The organism is Streptomyces sp. NBC_00028 (assembly GCF_045041065.1).
Classification (GTDB): domain Bacteria; phylum Actinomycetota; class Actinomycetes; order Streptomycetales; family Streptomycetaceae; genus Streptomyces.
Window position 1 is genome coordinate 8,983,947 of sequence record NZ_CP108293.1, and the last position, 16,202, is coordinate 9,000,148.

Here is a 16,202-nt window from a genome sequence, read left to right on the forward strand (position 1 = left end):
CGGTCACACGGACCCGGACGCGGCCTCGGGCTGTCCCAGGGCCGCGTCCAGCGTCTCGTGCGGCGGCAGTAACCGGTGCAGCCCGGTGACCCTCATGATCCGCAGGGTGAGGGGGTGGGCGCAGACCAGGCGCAGCTGTCCGTCGTGGTCGAGGACCCGGGTGCGGGCGCGGTAGAGCAGCCGCAGACCGGAGCAGTCGAAGAACTCCACCTGCCGCAGGTCGATCACGACCCGGGAGCGGTCACGCCCGGTCTCCCGGTCCAGATGGGGGACGATCTCCACGGCGGCCACGATGTCGATCTCGCCGCGGAACTCCAGCACCGTGTGTCCCCGGTCCTGGTGGATGTGCAGGTGCCGACCGATCGGTGCAGGTTCCTGCTGCACGACGACATCGCCTCCATCCGGGCCCTTCGCATGGCGGGGTGCAGGTCACCGGGGGCTGGGGTGACAACGTGCGGCGAGCGTACGAGCAGCCGCCGTGTCACCGTGCCCGGAGTACGTGCAAGTCCTTTCCCCGCCCTGCAAGTTACCCTCGATGGAGTGAATTTGAGCATGTTCGATTGACATATGTCTGTGAATTACAGCCCAGTCTCAGGACAGGGCGTGCCAGGCCCGGGAGAGGGCCTGCCGGAACTGCTCGGTCTGGTGTGCGGTGAGCTCCCGGACCATCCGCTCCTCCAGCTCGCGGACCGGCTCCTCGTGTCGGGCGAGCAGCTCGCGACCCGCGTCGGTGAGCAGGATCAGCAGCTCCCGGCGATTGCGCGGATTGCGTTCCCGGCGCACCAGCTCGCGGTTCTCCAGCGACCGTACGAGATCGGCGATCGACTGTGCCGTGACGAACGAGTCCCGCGCGAGCTGTGCGGCCGACAGTCCGTCGTGCCGCTCCAGGACGGTCAGTGCGGTGTACTGGAGCGCGGTGATCCCGGACGGCCTGACCAGCTCGTCCAGGTGGGAACGGACCACGAGCTCCACTTGTTTGACCATGTAGAGCAGGGACGGAGGCGCCTTGGTCGCCTGGGTGTCGAGCATGAGTTCAGCCTAGAGCATTGACAGGAATCCTGTCTGTAATGAGACTGCGGACCATGACGCGGACCAACAGGAATCCTGTTGGTTGAAAACTTGGCAATGAGGCTGAGGAGTGGCGATGACCACCTTCGAGATCGAACCCGGGCGGCTGTTCATCGGGGGACAGTGGCGGGAGGCCGCCGACGGAGCCCGCACCGAGGTGGTCGACCCGTCCCGGGGCACGGTCGTCACCACCGTCGCCGAGGCCGGCGCCGCCGACGTGGACGCGGCCGTGCGCGCCGCGCGCGAGGCGTACGACGACGGCTCCTGGTCCGGGCTCAGCGGCCGTGAGCGCGGCCGGGTGCTGCACCGCGTGGCCGAGCTCATCCGCGAGAACGCCGACGACATCGCCCGCCTGGAGAGCCTCGACGTCGGCAAGCCGATCACGCTCGCCCACGCCGTCGACGTCACCAACGCGGCGAACGACTACGAGCACTTCGCCGCCCTCGCCCACTCCCTGCACGGCGCCCACCGCGACACCCCCATGAACGCCCTGGCCTACACCCGGCGCGACCCGCTCGGCGTGGTCGCCGCGATCACCCCGTTCAACTTCCCGTTGATCCTCGCCGGCTCGAAGATCGCCCCGGCGCTCGCGGCGGGCAACACGGTCGTGCACAAGCCCGCCGACGAGACCCCGCTCAGCGCGCTCTACATGGCCGAGCTGTTCCAGCGGGCCGGTGTCCCCGACGGGGTGGTCAACGTCGTCACCGGTGCCGGACCGGTCGCCGGCGAGGCGCTGCTGCGGCACAGCGGCGTCGACAAGATCGCCTTCACCGGCTCCACCGCGGTCGGCCGGCACGCCGCGAGCGTCGCGGGCGGGAACCTCAAGCCCGTCACCATGGAGCTGGGCGGCAACGCGGCCCACATCGTCTTCGAGGACGCCGACCTGGAGCAGGCGGTCGGCGCGATCATCAAGGCCTTCGTCTTCAACTCCGGCCAGTTCTGCATGGGCGGTCCGCGCCTGCTGGTGGCCCGGTCGGTCCACAGCACCCTGCTCGGCATCCTCCAACAGGCCGTACCCGGCGTGCCGTTGGGCGACCCGCGGCGACCGGAGACCGTCATCGGCCCGATGGCGGGGGAGAAGCACCTCAAGAAGGTCGAGGAATACGTCGAACTCGCCCGCAAGGAAGGCGGGCGCATCGTCTGCGGCGGTGAACGCCTCGACCTGGACGGCGGCTACTACTACAAGCCCACCGTCATCGCCGACCTCCCGAACGACTCCCGCGTGATCCAGGAGGAGATCTTCGGCCCGGTCCTGACCGTGCAGCCCTTCGACTCCGAGGACGAGGCCGTCGCCCTCGCCAACTCCACGCCGTACGGCCTCGCTTCGGGTGTCCAGACCACCAACCTCGCCCGCGCGCACCGCGTCGCCGACCGGCTCCAGGCGGGCATCGTCTGGGTCAACGACTGGGCGATGCTCGACCCCGCGGTCCCCTTCGGTGGCGTCAAGGACTCCGGCTTCGGCCGCGAGTACGGCCCGGAGGCGCTCGCCGCCTACACCAAGGTCAAGTCCGTCGTCGTCTCGCTCGGCTGAACCGTCCCGAACGGGCAGGAAGAACAAGGGAGTTCGTACGATGTCCATCCCCACCCGCGCCGCGGTCGTCGAGTCCGGCGGAGCGCCCTTCACCCTCGCCGACGTCGAACTCGACGAGCCGGGGCCCGGCGAGGCGGTCGTCCGCATGGTGGCCACCGGGCTGTGTCACACCGACCTCGGGGTCGCGAGCGGCGGTCTGCCCTTCCCGCTGCCCGGCGTGCTCGGTCACGAGGGCGCCGGAGTGGTCGAGGCCGTCGGTCCGGCGGTCACCGGTGTCGCGCCGGGCGACCACGTGGTGCTGTCGTTCACGTCCTGCGGCGCGTGCCGCAACTGCGACGGCGGCCACCCGGCCTACTGCGCCACCTGGCTGCCGCTCAACCTCATCGGCGGTCGGCGGGCCGACGGCAGCGCCACCATCAGCCGGGACGGCGAGACACTGGGCGGCCACTTCTTCGGCCAGTCCTCGTTCGCCGAACGGGCGTTGGTGGACGAGCGCAGCCTCGTCAAGGTCGACCCCGAGGTGCCGCTGACCTCGATCGCCCCGCTGGGCTGCGGAGTGCAGACCGGCGTCGGCGCGGTGTGGAACGTACTGAAGCCGGAAACCGGCAGCACGATCGTCGTCCTCGGCGCCGGAGCCGTCGGTCTGTCCGCGGTCATGGCCGCCGCCCTCACCCCCGCCACGACGATCGTCGCCGTCGACCGGGTGGCCGAACGTCTCGCGCTGGCCCGGGAGTTGGGGGCGACGCATGTGGTGCACGCCGGTGACGAGGACCTCGGCGAGGCCCTCGCGGCGATCACCGGCGGCCAGGGCGCGGACGGCGTCGTCGAGACCACGGGCAACGTCGGTGTGCTGCGCCAGGGCGTCGACGCGCTCGGCGCCCGCGGCACCCTGGTCGTCGTCGGCGCCCCGCCGTTCGGTACCGAGGTCGCCCTGGACGTCAACGGGTTGCTCGGCGGCAAGCGGGTCGTCGGCCTCACCCTCGGTGACGCCGAGACACAGTCCTTCATTCCCGCCCTGGTCCGGCTGGTGAAGGAGGGGCGGCTCCCGCTGCACCGCCTGGTCAGCACGTACGCGTTCGCGGACATCGACCAGGCGGTGCGGGACATGGGGGCGGGCAAGGCGATCAAGCCCGTACTGACCTTCTGAATCAGTCCGTCACCAGGACCAGCTTCCCCGTGGTGCGGCCGGTGTCGCCGAGGGCGTGAGCCTCGGCGGCGTCGGCCAGCGGGAAGGTACCGGCGATCGTCGGGCGCAGCTTCCCCGCCTCGACCAGTTCGGCGATCGCCGTCATTCCGCTGTGGGAGGCGTCGACCAGCATGCGCAGCGCCCGGACGCCGAGCCGCTCGGCCTCCTCGTGGAACTCGTCCGAGCCGACCGGCAGGATCGACACCACGAGCCCGCCGGGCCGCAGCACCCGCAGCGAGCGCACGGAGGTGTCGCCGCCGAGGGTGTCCAGGACGACGTCGACGTCCTTGACCGCCTCGGCGAAGTCCGTCTCCCGGTAGTCGATCGCCTCGTCCACGCCGAGACCGCGCAGGAACTCGTGCTTGCCCGCGCTCGCGGTACCGATCACATACGCGCCTCGCGCCTTGGCGATCTGCGCCGCCACATGCCCGACACCGCCGGCCGCCGCGTGGATCAGCACCCGCTGCCCCGGCTGTACGTCGGCGTACTCCACCAGCGCCTGCCAGGCGGTCAGCGAGACCAGCGGCAGCGCGCCCGCCTCGGTGTGGCCGATCGAGGCCGGCTTGTGCGCGAAGGTACGGGCCGGGGCGGTGACGTACTCGGCGTGCGAACCGTGGCCGTACGGGTAGGACAGCATGCCGAAGACCTCGTCGCCGGGCTTGAAGCGGGCGACGCCGATCCCGACGGCCTCGACCACGCCGGACACGTCCCAGCCCAGGACGAAGGGCGGCTCGCCCAGGAAGCCGCCGGTGGCGCGGTGCTTCCAGTCGGTGGGGTTGACCCCGGCGGCCCGGACCCGGACCAGTACCTCGTTCGTGCGCGGCTCCGGCCGCTCCACCTCGGTCTCCTTCAGGACCTCGGGGCCGCCGAGAACGTCCTGGCTGATGACTCGCATCGTCTTCACAGTGCTCATGGTCATCCAGCCTGCCGGGGCCCGCCTCCCCGGGAAATGGCATGATTGCCAACCTTCGATAGAATCGTGCCATGCATGCGAAACGACGGGTCGAACGAGTCGTGGTCCTGGCCCTGGAGGGCGTCTACCCCTTCGAGCTGGGTATCCCCAGCCGGATCTTCGGCGCCGCCGACGGGCACTACGAGGTGCTGACGTGCAGCGTCGACGGCCTGCCGGTGCGCAGCAACGCGGACTTCACGATCGGGGTCGAGCACGGCCCGGAGATCCTCGCCACGGCCGACACCGTGGTGGTCGCCTCGATGGCCCAGCCGCACATCCCCGTCGAACTGCCGACCGAGGTCGCCGCCGCCCTCGCGCTGATCCGCCCGGACGCCCGCGTGGTGTCGATCTGCACCGCCGCCTTCGTGCTCGCCGCGGCGGGCCTTCTCGAAGGGCGCAGGGCCACCACGCACTGGCAGGTGACCGATGCCTTCCGGCGGCTCCACCCGGACGTCGACCTGGACCCGGACGTCCTGTTCGTCCACGACGGCCGCATCCTCACCTCGGCCGGCGCGGCCTCCGGCGTGGACGTCTGCCTGCACATCGTCCGCACCGACCACGGAAGCGAGTTGGCCAACGCGGTGGCCCGGCGCTGCGTCGTGCCGCCCTTCCGGGACGGCGGTCAGGCCCAGTACATCGAGCAGCCGGTCCCGCAGAGCGGCGCCGCGAGCACCGCCGCCACCCGCGCCTGGGCGCTGGAGCGCCTCGACGAGCCCCTCGCCCTGACCGACCTCGCCGCCCACGCCCGGATGAGCCTGCGCACCTTCGCCCGCCGCTTCCACGACGAGGTGGGCCTCAGTCCCGGCCGCTGGCTGATCCAGCAGCGCGTGGCGCGCGCCCGCCACCTGCTGGAATCCAGCGACCTGTCGGTGGACCAGATCGCCGGCGAGGTCGGCTTCGCCACCGGCGCCTCACTGCGCCAGCATCTGCACGCGGCGATCGGGGTGTCGCCGCAGACGTACCGGCGCACCTTCCAGGCGGCCCGCTGAACGTTTCACCGCACTGCCGCGTCGGAGGATCGCAACGACAGGCGGGGAACAGGGGTGGGGATGCGCAGAGGCATCGTGGCAGTGACGGCACTGGTGGGGCTGGCGGCCGTGGGGTGCGGGACCGAGAAGGGGGACATGGTCGTCGCCGGCACGGCTCCGCCCACGCCCTACAGCGGGCCGCTGCACATCGCCGCCAAGGACTGGGACGAGGAGAAGGACGACCGGTCCGACCTCGTGAACACGGGCGCCGCGGCCCGTGCCCTGGAGTGCGACTGGCCGATCGACACCGCCGGCGGCGGCGAGCCGTGGAGCGAGGGCGACGGGGGCGAGACACCGGAGGAGGGGCTCAAGGCCTACTTCGACATCGAGCAGCCCGGCGTGCCGCAGGAGGGCTACCGGGTGGAGCGGAAGGAGGGCGGACGCGTCCTGTTCTCCTACGACGTCGACGGCCGCACGAAAGTGGCGGTGATCGTCGCCAAGGACCAGAAGAACAGGCCCGGTTGGGGACCGGAGACCAGCGCCTCCTGCGATCCGGCGGAGTTCGAGGCGAGCTACACCGACGGGCAGGAGTACGAGGTCTGGAAGGACCGGGACGGCAGGCGGGTGCCGCTCACCGTCATCAGCAGCTCGGCCGGCGCCGCCCACTGCGACTGGCAGGACGCGCACTTCCTGGGCACCGGCGAGGGCAGGGACAGCAAGCTGTACGCCCGCGATCCGCACGGGGTGCTCGGCGGTGAGATGCTCCTGGGCGAGTACGACGGCGGCGTCCGGATGCCCGCCGACGCGCGCGACACCGGATACCGGCTGCGCGACTGGCAGTTGTGGCTCACCGACGACGAGATGACGGCGTACGTGCGCACGCCGAACGGCGTGGAGGCCTGGCCCCGGGTGAAGGACGGCATGGGCTGCGTGTGAACCGCCGTCACCGGCTGGCGTGCAGCGCGACCAGCAACTGCCAGACCTGGTCGGCGATGTCACCGGCGTCTCCGGCCAGCAGTCCGTGCAGCCAGTCGGCCAGCACCCCGGCGAAGGTGGCGGCGACCGCCGAGGCCACCAGCGGGGCGTCCGCCGCGCCCGCCAGCTCCCGCTCGCGCAGACTGTAGGCCCGCAGATCCCGGTGCAGGACCCGGCCCAGCGGACCGCCCCCGCCCGGACTCAACAGGGCCCGGTAGAGACCGGCGTGTGGGGCGAGCGAGGCGAAGAACGCCGGGAGCGCGGGCGGCGCGTGCACCGGGTCGGGCCGTCCGCGCCACGCGTGCAGCGCCTCCACGGCCTCGCGTACGACATCGGCGCAGGCGTCGACCGCCAGGGCCTCCAGGTCGGCGTAGTGGACGTAGAAGGTGGCCCGGCCGACCCCGGCCCGTCGCGTCAGCGCCGCCACCCCGACCTCCGCCAGCGGACGCTCGGCGCACTCCGCGAGCAGCGCGGCGCGCAGCTTCTCGCGGGTGCGGGCCGCGCGCGGGTCCTCGGCGGCCGTCACCGCGCCAGCAGGACCGCGCCCAGCGCGAGGGCACCGGGCAGGGCCTGCGCGACGAGGATGCGGACGTTGGCGGTGATCGCGCCGTACACGCCCGCGACGATCACGCACGACAGGAAGAAGACCTGGGCGCGGAAGCCGGTCGGGTCGGCGGCGACGAGGCCCCAGACCAGGCCGGCCGCGAGAAAGCCGTTGTAGAGGCCCTGGTTGGCGGCCATCGCGGCGGTCGCCTTGGCCATGTCACGGTCGAAACCGTGGAAGCGCATCCCGGGCTTCTTCTGCCACAGGAACATCTCCATCACCAGGATGTACGCGTGCAGCGCGGCCACCAGGCCCACCAGAACGTTCGCGACGGCTTCCATGATCTCCCTCGGTGTATGGGGTTGTGCGGGGCAGCGCCAGGACCCATTTCCTGGACAGGTGTCCACTATAGCTGGACACCTGTCCAGGATGTCACCGGGACCCGCTAGCCTGCGGGCATGACTGATGAGGACGTGATCGTGCGACGGGCGCGCGCCGAGGACATACCGGGGCTCGTCGCCTCCAGTGCGGGCCTTTTCGCGGAGGACGGCGGTACGCGGGACGCGACCATCAACGTCGACTGGCCGCGCGAGCACGGGGCGGAGTCGTTCGCGGCGGCGCTGGCGGACCCGGCGCGGCTCGTGCTCGTGGTGGACCGCGCGGGTCAGGTGGTCGGCCATCTGACGGGTTCCGTCACCGGCCCCACGGACAAGCGGCTGGTCACCTCGGCCACGCTGATCAGCATGTACGTCCGTCCGGCCCACCGGCGCTCCCGCGCGGGAACCCGCCTGATGGAGAAGTTCCTCGCCTGGGCCGAGGACTCGGGCGCCGAACAGGCGGAGGTGACCGCGTACTCGGCCAACGCGGACGCGATCCGCTTCTACGAACGCAGCGGTTTCGGACCGCAGTTGCTCACCCTGCGCCGGGCCCTCTAGCCCCGCGACGCAGTTGCAGCGCCCGCAGCGCCAGCTGCATCTCGAACTGGGCCACGGGGTCCTGGAGTTCCGCCCCGAACAGGTCGTCCAGCTGGCGCATGCGGTACCGCACCGTCTGCGGGTGCACGGCCAGCCGGACGGCGACCTCGCTGGCGTTGTGGCCGGCGCTCAGCCAACTGAGCAGCGTCTCCGCGAGCCGCTCGCGCTGCGGTGGCCGTACCTGCTCCAGCGGACGCAGTCGGCGCTCGGCCATCGCGTCGACCAGGGCGTCGTCGCGCAGCAGCAGAAGGGTGGCCAAGTGGTCCTGGCAGCGGACCATTTCGGCGTCCGGGAGCACGCCCCGGCGCACCAGCTCCAACGCCTCGGACGCCCAGCGCAGCGACCGCGCGCCCTCCTGGAGGGACACCGTCGGCCCCATCGCCGCGCGCAGCCCCTGCAACGCCCCGGCCACCGCCCGCGCCCGCCCGGGCCCCTCGGGATCCGGCACCACCAGCACAGCGGGCTGCACATCGAACCGCGCGAGAAACTCCGGCGGCACGATGGGCCCGCGTGCCGGGGGAGAGGGTGGTACGAGGGGTCCGCGGGAGGGCGACGAAGGCTGCGTGGAGGGACCGCGCGGCACACCCGGGGACGGCGTCCCGGGCCCGGGTTGCACTCCGGGGCCGCGGGAGGGCGGCGAAGGTTGCGTGGAGGGACCGCGCGTCGGAGGCGGGGATGGCGTCCCGGGTCCGCGCCCCGGCGCTGCATGCTGGGGTCCGGGTCCCCGCGTCGGCGAGGAAGGCCGCGCCGCGGATTCGCCCGTCGACGGCGACGGATGCGCGGCCGGTCCACCCGCCGCCGGTCCGCCCACCGGCGGCAACGGCCTTGCGGCCTGCCCGGCAGGGCCCGGCGGCGGTGGGCCGTAGTCGATCGCGATCACCGCGAGCGTCTTCGGTACCGGCCAACGCGCGCTGTGGGCGAGGTCCGCGATGGCCTCCGGCGACGCCGGTGGGTCTGCGGTCAGGAGGTCCACGAGGCGCATGCGGCGCTGCTGGAGCTCCCCGGCGGCGTGCAGCCGGGCCTCGGTGTAGCCGGCGGTCGTCGCGGCGGCCATCTCGTCGAGGTGCAGGAACAGCGCCTCCCCGAACGCACCCAGAACGTTGCGCGGCAGCAGATCGGCGTCCACCAGGGCGTTCACCCGCCGCCAGGTCACCCGCGCGCCGAGCCGGAGCGCCGACTGGAAGGAGTCAAGGCTGCGCCCCTCCTCGGCCTCGCCCCGCCCGATGCGCTGGTAGGTCTCCTGTACCGGCCCCCAGTCGCTCTCCGGCTTCGCCATCCGCTCGAGGAACCCTCGCAGCGCATGGTCCACGCCCCGGTGGACCCCCTGCATATAGGTGTCGTCCGCGGGGCGCGCGTACTCGGGGATCTCGGTTCTGATCGCCCGTACGACCTCCTCGGTGAGGTCGGTGAGGAACGGTCTGAGGTGATGGTGCAGATCCGGGGGCAACGCCGCGAACGGACCGCCCCCGTCGTCGGTCACCATGGCGGCTCTCTTCGACACGATGGCGACGATACCCATCAGTAATACGTCAGGGCTTATCAGCGACGGACAGGTGCCGGGTGGTGATTTGTCATCCGATGACAAGGTCCGTTTTCACAACTGTGCTGGTCAGTATGGGCATTTGTCGACTGTTCGATCCTGGCTGAGCGTGACGGAACCCTCACCTCCGGCGGGCCCTGAGGTTGATCCTTTCGGGTCCAAACCCGATAAGCTCCCCTGCGGCGCTGCGAGTTGACTCGGTCGTGATCGGTCGTCTTGCCGTGCGCATTGGTCAGTGCGCTTCCCCCCTTGCACACCCCCCTGTTCGATCGTGTTGCTTCGAAGGATGCAGATGGAACTCGCCACTCCGCCGCCGGCGGCGCGGGCCCCTGTCGCCTGGTACAGCTGGTGGCTGATGCCCCTGGCCTTAGGAGGCGGGACAGTTGCCGCCACGTTCATGAGCTCGGAGCGAATAACCGCGGCCGTCGCCGGTGCCGCCGCCACGGCGGCCAGCACGGTGTGCGTCCGGCTCCTGGTCCGCACGCGCAAGCAGCTGCACCGCGCCGAGGCCGGCTTCCGCACCTCGCAGGCCGAGCACTCCCAGCAGTGGCAGCAGCATGTCGCGGGCCTGGAACGGAAGTTCTCCGCGGAACACGCGGCCCAGGACGCCCGCCTCGCCGACCAGGCCGCAGGCTACGAGGAACGGCTCGCCGAGCAGGTCGCCGGTTATGAGGAGCGGCTCGCCGAGCAGGCCCGCGCCTACGAGGGACGGTTGACCGAGCAGGCCTCGTCGTACGAGGCACAGCTCGCCGACCAGGCCGAGGTCTGGCAGGAGCAGCTGGCCCACCAGCTGTCCGCCGTGGCCCGGCTCGCCGACGAGCAGCTGCCCGAGGCGCTGGAGCAGCTGCGCGCCGGTGACGCCGTCGACGACCTGCTGCCGGCCAGCAATCAGTGCGCCAAGGTGAGTTCCGAACTCCAGGCCGAGCTGCGCAAGGTGCTACGGACCTCACTGATCGGCGTCGAGCGCGAGTTCGACCGGTCCACCGCCGCCGAGCAGGCCGTCATCGGCATCGGCAACCGCATCCATGTGCTGACCAGCAAGCTTCGCGGCCGGCTGCACGAGATGCAGGGTGAGCACGGCCGGCTGCCCGCCGTGGCGCGCGGGCTCATGGAGCTCGACCAGGAGATCGGCCCCGCCGACTGTCTCGCCGCCAGCATCGGCGTGCTGGGCGGCTCGGACCGTCCCGGCCGGCAGTGGCAGGAACCGCAGCGGCTGCTCAGCGTGGTCCGCGGCGGCATCGGCCGGATCAAGGACTTCCACCGGGTCGACGTACGCCAGCTGCCCGAACTCGGCGTCGACGGCGGTCTGGTGGACCACCTCACGCTGATCTTCGCCCACCTCCTGGACAACGCGGCCCGCTACTCGCCGCCCACCGAGCCGGTGCTCGTCTCCGGCAAGGAGGTGCCGAACGGTGTCGGCATCGAGATCCAGGACTCCGGCAAGGGTCTGAGCGAGGAGAAGAAGCGCGAGGCCGAGCAGGCCCTGGCCGGCACCGGATCCGGTCCCGGACTCGGCGGTGTCTCGGAGGACGCGACGATCGGTCTCAGGGTCGTCGGCATCCTCGCCCGTCGCTACGGCATCCGCGTCACCTACGCGGACTCGCCCTGGCTCGGCACCTCGGTGGTCGTGGTGGTCCCGCACAAGTACTTCAGCCCGCTGCCCGCGGCCGCACCCGTGGTGCAGGCCTCCGCCCCGGCACCCGCCAGGGAGGAGACCCCGCCACCCGCCGCCGCGGCGATCGAGACGACCGAGGTGACCGACACGACGGGGGCCGCGGACACCACGCCCGGCGGACTGCCCCGGCGCCGGAGCAGGCGGAGCGAGGAGGTCCGGTACACCCCGGCCGCGCGCCCGGAGCCGGGCGAGGAGACGACGTCAGCCGTCTCCGCCGTCCCGCCGGACGCGTCCTTCGCCGGCCTGGCCGCCTTCGCCACCGCCGGACGCGAGTCCGGTCCGGTCCAGGGCGGCGACGGCACGGCCGACGGCCGCGAGTCCACCGAGCACAGCACTGAAGAGAGCGACTGAGTCGACATGACGCAACAGGGAACCGACGTGAGCTGGGCGCTCCGCGATCTCGTGGAGTCCATCCCGGAGATCCGTTTCGCCCTCGTGGCCTCCAGCGACGGCAAGGCCATCACCTCCTTCGGCGCCGAGGACCCCGACGACGTGGACCGCTTCGCGGCGGTGGTGGCCGGCCTGCAGGCGCTGGCCCAGCCGGTCGCGGAGCAGTTCGCCCGGCCCGGCGGCCCGCTGGGCCAGTTGCGGCTGGCGATGATCGAGGTCGACGGCGGGCACCTCTTCGTCGTACGCGCGGGTGTGGAGACGTATCTCGGTGTGCTCGCCCGAGAGGGCCTCGACCAGGGGCTGCTCGGGCATCAGATGAGGGACCTGGCCCGCCGGATGGGTGAGCTCCTCGGCACCACTCCGCGCCTGGAGGAGCACTCTGGATGAGTGCTCCCCGCCGGCCCACGGATCCGTCCGGTCTCGAGCGCTACTACGTCCTCACCGGGGGACGTAGCGGACCGGGCGGTTCGGCATCGAGTCTCGACGTGGCGACCCTCATCGTCTCCCGATCCACCCCGGGCACGGGGATGCAGCACGAGCACGAGGAGATCGTCCGGCGCTGCCGCGATCCGCTGTCGGTGGCCGAACTCTGCGCCCACCTCGGATTGCCCTTCAACATTCTCGCGGTGCTGCTGGCGGACCTGCTGGAGGCAGACCGCGTCGAAGCCCGTGACCCCATCCCGGCGCACGGTGCCGGCCGCGGGCCCGACCTCGCGCTCCTTGAGGAGGTACTCAGTGGACTTCAAAGGCTTTGACCATCCCGGGCCGGACGCCGGCGGGACCCGCTCGGTGAAGGTGATGATCGCCGGCGGCTTCGGCACCGGGAAGACCACGATGGTCCGCTCGGTCAGCGACATCAAGCCGCTGACCACCGAGGAGACCCTCACCCAGGCCAGCGCCGACGTCGACCACCTGATCGGCGTCGCGGACAAGACGGAGACCACCGTCAGCCTGGACTTCGGCAAGATCAGCCTCAACGACAGCCTGATGCTGTACCTGTTCGGCACCCCCGGCCAGGAGCGGTTCTGGTTCCTGTGGAACGGGCTGTTCAAGGGCGCCCTCGGCGCGGTCGTGCTGGTGGACACCCGTCGGCTCGCCTCCAGCTTCCGGGCGATCGAGGAGATGGAGCGGCAGAACGTCCCCTTCGTCGTCGCCCTGAACGTCTTCCCGGACTCCAAGGACTACCCCGTCGAGGAGATCCGGGACGCCCTGGACATCCCCGAGCACATCCCGGTCGTGGCCTGCGACGCCCGCGACCGGGCTTCCAGCCGTGACGTACTGGTCGCCCTCATACGTCACTTGAAGGACCGATCCGCCGTCGCCCTGGAGTCCCGATGACCGATCAGCCCTTAAACGGCACCGACGCCCCGCGCGGCTGCCCCGTCGCCCACGGCGGAGTCGATCTCGCCCGGCTCTACGGGCCGGAGGCGGCGACCGACCCGCAGGCGATCTACGAGCGGCTGCGCAAGGAGCACGGTTCGGTCGCGCCGGTGCTGCTGGAGGGTGACGTGCCCGCCTGGCTGGTCCTGGGCTACCGGGACAACCGGCGGGTGCTCGACAACCCCCGCCAGTTCAGCCGGGACGCACGCATCTGGCGGGACTGGCGGGAGGGGCACATCCCGGAGACGCACCCGCTGATCCCGATGGTCGGCTGGCGGCCCGACTGCGTCTCCCAGGACGGCGAGCCGCACCGACGGCTGCGCGGCGCGGTCACCGACGGGCTGCTCGCGGCGTCCAGCCGCGGGGTGCGACGGCATGCCACGTACTTCGCCAACAAGCAGATCGACGCGTTCGCCGACTCGGGGAACGCCGACCTGGTGGCCGACTACGCCGAGCTCCTGCCGATGCTCGTGCTCACCCGGATCCTGGGCCTGCGCACGGAGGACGGGGTCCGTCTGGTCGAGTCGTGTGCCCAGGTCTTCAAGGGCGGCGAGGGAGCCCTGGAGCACAACGGCCGGATCATGCAGATCCTCTCGGACCTCACCGACCGCAAGCGCGCCGAGCCCGGCTCCGACTTCGCCACGGCCCTGCTGGAGCACCCGGCCGGGCTCGACCACGACGAGGTCGTCAGCCATCTGCGTCTGGTGCTGATCGCCGCGCACACCACCACCAGCAACCTGCTGGCCCGGGTGCTGCAGCTGGTCCTCACCGACTCCGCCCGGCTGTCCGGTCTGGTCAGCGGGCAGCTGAACATCTCCTCGGTGGTGGAGGAGGTCATGTGGGACACCCCGCCGCTGGCCGTGCTGCCGGGCCGCTTCGCCGCCGCCGACCTGGAACTGGGCGGCCATCACATCCAGGAGGGCGAGCTCCTGATACTCGGCCTGGCCGCAGGCAACGTCGACCCGGAGGTACGGCCCGACGCGGACGTGGCCGTGCAGGGCAACCAGTCGCACCTGGCGTTCAGCGCCGGACCGCACGAGTGCCCGGGGCAGAGCATCGGTCAGTCCATCATCGAGATCGGCGTGGACGTCCTGCTGCACCGGCTGCCGGGCCTGCGTCTGGCGGTGCCGTCGGAGGAACTCTCCTCGACCGCCTCCACCTGGGAGTTCCGACTCGACAGCCTGCCCGTCGAGTTCTCCGTCTGACACCATCCCCGTCCGACACCACGCTGCCCGGCCGGAACCCCGGCTGGGCAGCGTGGTGTTCGCTGTCAGCCGTCGAGCCAGTCGCCCGCCACGTCTGTCGGGACGTACCCCGTGGCGTTCCAGAGGAAGTGCGGGTGGGCGCAGGCGAACATGTAGGCCAGCAGCGTGATGTCCTCCCTGCCGGTCCGAGGGTCGTGCAGGGCGTGGAACCTCTCGGCACCGACCACGCCGGCGTCCACCTGGACCGCACGGGCGCGGTCCGGGGACGGTGCGGCCATGGACGCCTCCACGCCGGCTATGTAGGTGCGGCGCAGTATCTCCCACGCGTTGTCGATGTCACCGGACCAGGGGCCGTGCACCGCCTCGAAGGCATGCAGCTCGGCGTCGAACAGGGGCCATGCCCGGGGGTGTTGGACCTTGCAGCGGGCGGACAGCTCGGCGGTCCGGGCGCTCAGCGCCGGTACGGTGGCCCGCGGGGCGACGGTGAGGGTGGTGCCCTCGGTGAGGATGCCGGTGCAGGGGTTGGGCTGCAGGTCGCACAGCGGGCACGCCTCGGCCGCGGGGAGGCCCTGGGTGATGCCGTCGAACCACAGGGCGTGGCGGCCCGTGAGCCCCATCCAGACGATGGTCGTCGTCATCAGCCAGGTGTTCCACATCGGTTCGTGCGCCTCGGGCGTGCAGCCGTACTTGACGATGGCTATGGCACAGGCGGCGTAGAACGCCTTGGTGTGGGTGGGCAGGTCGGCGAGCCAGAAGTTGCTGATCTCGCCGGTGAGGGCGTCGGCCCGGACGTCGGCCATGTCGTCGATGACGCGGCACAGCAGCAGCGAGGCGAGGTTCTCCTCCTGCCAGAGCTCGGAGTCGGGCGCGACATGCCAGAACAGACAGTCCATCATCTGCAGGGCCGAGTAGGTGCTGTGGCTGAGCGGGTTGGTCTGGGGGAGCGTGACGGTGCCCGCGCCGTGCTGCTGGAGCCAGTACTCGTCGACGGCTCGCTTGTGGGCGGCGAAGAGCCCGGCGACCAGGGCCCGCGCCGTGTTGGTGCTGAAGTTCTCGGCCAGGCGGTCTTCGATGAGCTGGGTGAGGCCGGCCGTGTCGATGGTGTCGACCACGCGTTTGTACTCGTGGAAGACGAGGATGTCGTCCTCGAAGCGGTGGCGGTGGCCGAGGTCGTGCTCCAGGTCGTTCATCTGCCGGGTCCAGGACCAGCCGCCCGTCAGCACGCTGTCGAGTTCCCGGCGGTACGGCCAGGTCTTGACGGCGAGGGGGCGCCCGGCGCTCTGCCGCCAGCCGTAGTCGTCCAGCGTGCGGGCGGGGGGTATGGGCAGTCGGCGGCAGAGCACGCAGGCGCAGGGGGGCGTCTGCTCCCGCGCCTGGGGCGGGGCGAGCGCGCGGCTGCGCCAGGCCCCTTCCAGCATCGAGCAGGTGAGCCGGCAGATCTCGGCATCGGTGGCGACCTGGGGGAAGGCCGCCTCTATCACGCGCAGCCCGGCGTCGAGGCGGCTCAGCCGCGCCTGGCCCTCCTCGTCGGGAGGGAGGAAGGCGGGCCGCGCCAGGTGGAGGGCTCCTTCCACCCGCAGCGTGGTACCGGCGCCGGGGGAGCGGAGTGCGTCCAGCCGTTGCTGAACGGCGCTCTGGGAACTGCGGTGTTGCTCGGTGATCCCCTTGATGTGTTCGGCCAGGAGGCGGGTCAGGGCGTCCCCCGCCTCAGTGGGACGGTGCCGTCCGGTGGGGATGTCGGAGGGGAGGTCGGACGTGACGGCCTGAGGCATGTGGATCCTTTCGGAGACGGCGCGCAGAACCCCCCCACCCCT

At 71.5% G+C, this 16,202-nt stretch carries 17 protein-coding genes; 10 read left to right on the plus strand and 7 right to left on the minus strand.

The genetic code is table 11. The annotated features are described in order from the left end of the window. Positions 1–3: 3 nt before the first annotated feature. Together OG885_RS40725 and OG885_RS40730 are read right to left on the minus strand one after the other, a co-directional pair. The gene (locus OG885_RS40725; RefSeq protein WP_405741067.1) at positions 4–384 is read right to left on the minus strand and encodes an anti-sigma factor antagonist; all 381 of its coding nucleotides are present in this window, start codon (positions 382–384) and stop codon (positions 4–6) included. A 207-nt stretch (positions 385–591) separates the two neighbouring features. Next, complete coding sequence (locus OG885_RS40730; RefSeq protein ID WP_405741070.1) at positions 592–1,029, minus strand: MarR family winged helix-turn-helix transcriptional regulator; 438 nt, start codon at positions 1,027–1,029, stop codon at positions 592–594. A gap of 115 nt (positions 1,030–1,144) precedes the next feature. Between OG885_RS40730 and OG885_RS40735 the strand changes: the two genes are divergently transcribed. Next, positions 1,145–2,599: an aldehyde dehydrogenase family protein gene (locus tag OG885_RS40735; RefSeq protein WP_405741073.1), complete on the plus strand. Its 1,455-nt coding sequence runs from the start codon at positions 1,145–1,147 to the stop codon at positions 2,597–2,599. 40 nt (positions 2,600–2,639) lie between these two features. Further along, entirely contained in the window at positions 2,640–3,746 is a 1,107-nt protein-coding gene (locus tag OG885_RS40740; RefSeq protein ID WP_405741076.1) for an NAD(P)-dependent alcohol dehydrogenase, read from the plus strand. 1 nt (position 3,747) lies between these two features. Here OG885_RS40740 and OG885_RS40745 read toward each other — a convergent pair whose 3' ends face one another. Next, on the minus strand, positions 3,748–4,698 hold the full coding sequence (locus OG885_RS40745; RefSeq protein ID WP_405741079.1) for an NADP-dependent oxidoreductase: 951 nt from the start codon (positions 4,696–4,698) through the stop codon (positions 3,748–3,750). Between the two features lie 71 nt (positions 4,699–4,769). On the opposite strand from OG885_RS40745, the gene OG885_RS40750 reads away from it, so the two are divergent. Beyond that, positions 4,770–5,726: a GlxA family transcriptional regulator gene (locus OG885_RS40750; protein ID WP_405741082.1), complete on the plus strand. Its 957-nt coding sequence runs from the start codon at positions 4,770–4,772 to the stop codon at positions 5,724–5,726. A gap of 60 nt (positions 5,727–5,786) precedes the next feature. Beyond that, the gene (locus tag OG885_RS40755) at positions 5,787–6,641 is read left to right on the plus strand and encodes a hypothetical protein (RefSeq protein ID WP_405741085.1); all 855 of its coding nucleotides are present in this window, start codon (positions 5,787–5,789) and stop codon (positions 6,639–6,641) included. Between the two features lie 7 nt (positions 6,642–6,648). Here the strand turns inward: OG885_RS40755 and OG885_RS40760 are convergent, their stop codons facing one another. Together OG885_RS40760 and OG885_RS40765 are read right to left on the minus strand one after the other, a co-directional pair. Further along, positions 6,649–7,206, minus strand: coding sequence for a TetR/AcrR family transcriptional regulator (locus OG885_RS40760; protein ID WP_329342425.1), 558 nt, complete (start codon positions 7,204–7,206; stop codon positions 6,649–6,651). Then, positions 7,203–7,565, minus strand: coding sequence for a DUF1304 domain-containing protein (locus OG885_RS40765; protein WP_405741088.1), 363 nt, complete (start codon positions 7,563–7,565; stop codon positions 7,203–7,205). The genes OG885_RS40760 and OG885_RS40765 overlap by 4 nt, the downstream gene beginning before the upstream one ends. Before the next feature lie 117 nt (positions 7,566–7,682). Here OG885_RS40765 and OG885_RS40770 point away from each other — a divergent pair, with 117 nt between their 5' ends. After that, a complete protein-coding gene (locus OG885_RS40770) occupies positions 7,683–8,159 on the plus strand; it encodes a GNAT family N-acetyltransferase (protein WP_405741091.1) in 477 nt (158 codons plus the stop codon). On the opposite strand, the gene OG885_RS40775 is transcribed toward OG885_RS40770, so the two are convergent. Then, a complete protein-coding gene (locus OG885_RS40775) occupies positions 8,137–9,699 on the minus strand; it encodes a helix-turn-helix domain-containing protein (RefSeq protein WP_405741093.1) in 1,563 nt (520 codons plus the stop codon). The genes OG885_RS40770 and OG885_RS40775 overlap by 23 nt on opposite strands. A gap of 331 nt (positions 9,700–10,030) precedes the next feature. Here OG885_RS40775 and OG885_RS40780 point away from each other — a divergent pair, with 331 nt between their 5' ends. From OG885_RS40780 to OG885_RS40800, 5 genes are read left to right on the plus strand one after another with little or no spacing between them, the layout of a single operon-like run. Next, entirely contained in the window at positions 10,031–11,764 is a 1,734-nt protein-coding gene (locus tag OG885_RS40780) for an ATP-binding protein (protein ID WP_405741096.1), read from the plus strand. A 6-nt stretch (positions 11,765–11,770) separates the two neighbouring features. After that, positions 11,771–12,190: a roadblock/LC7 domain-containing protein gene (locus OG885_RS40785; protein ID WP_405741099.1), complete on the plus strand. Its 420-nt coding sequence runs from the start codon at positions 11,771–11,773 to the stop codon at positions 12,188–12,190. After that, positions 12,187–12,558, plus strand: a complete 372-nt coding sequence (locus tag OG885_RS40790) for a DUF742 domain-containing protein (RefSeq protein WP_329342434.1) — start codon at positions 12,187–12,189, stop codon at positions 12,556–12,558. Before OG885_RS40785 ends, OG885_RS40790 begins: the two co-directional genes overlap by 4 nt. Beyond that, a complete protein-coding gene (locus OG885_RS40795) occupies positions 12,539–13,141 on the plus strand; it encodes an ATP/GTP-binding protein (RefSeq protein ID WP_329342435.1) in 603 nt (200 codons plus the stop codon). Before OG885_RS40790 ends, OG885_RS40795 begins: the two co-directional genes overlap by 20 nt. Beyond that, positions 13,138–14,388: a cytochrome P450 gene (locus OG885_RS40800; RefSeq protein ID WP_405741103.1), complete on the plus strand. Its 1,251-nt coding sequence runs from the start codon at positions 13,138–13,140 to the stop codon at positions 14,386–14,388. Before OG885_RS40795 ends, OG885_RS40800 begins: the two co-directional genes overlap by 4 nt. Positions 14,389–14,453: 65 nt before the next feature. On the opposite strand, the gene OG885_RS40805 is transcribed toward OG885_RS40800, so the two are convergent. Continuing rightward, on the minus strand, positions 14,454–16,160 hold the full coding sequence (locus OG885_RS40805) for a hypothetical protein (RefSeq protein ID WP_405741106.1): 1,707 nt from the start codon (positions 16,158–16,160) through the stop codon (positions 14,454–14,456). Positions 16,161–16,202 lie beyond the last annotated feature (42 nt).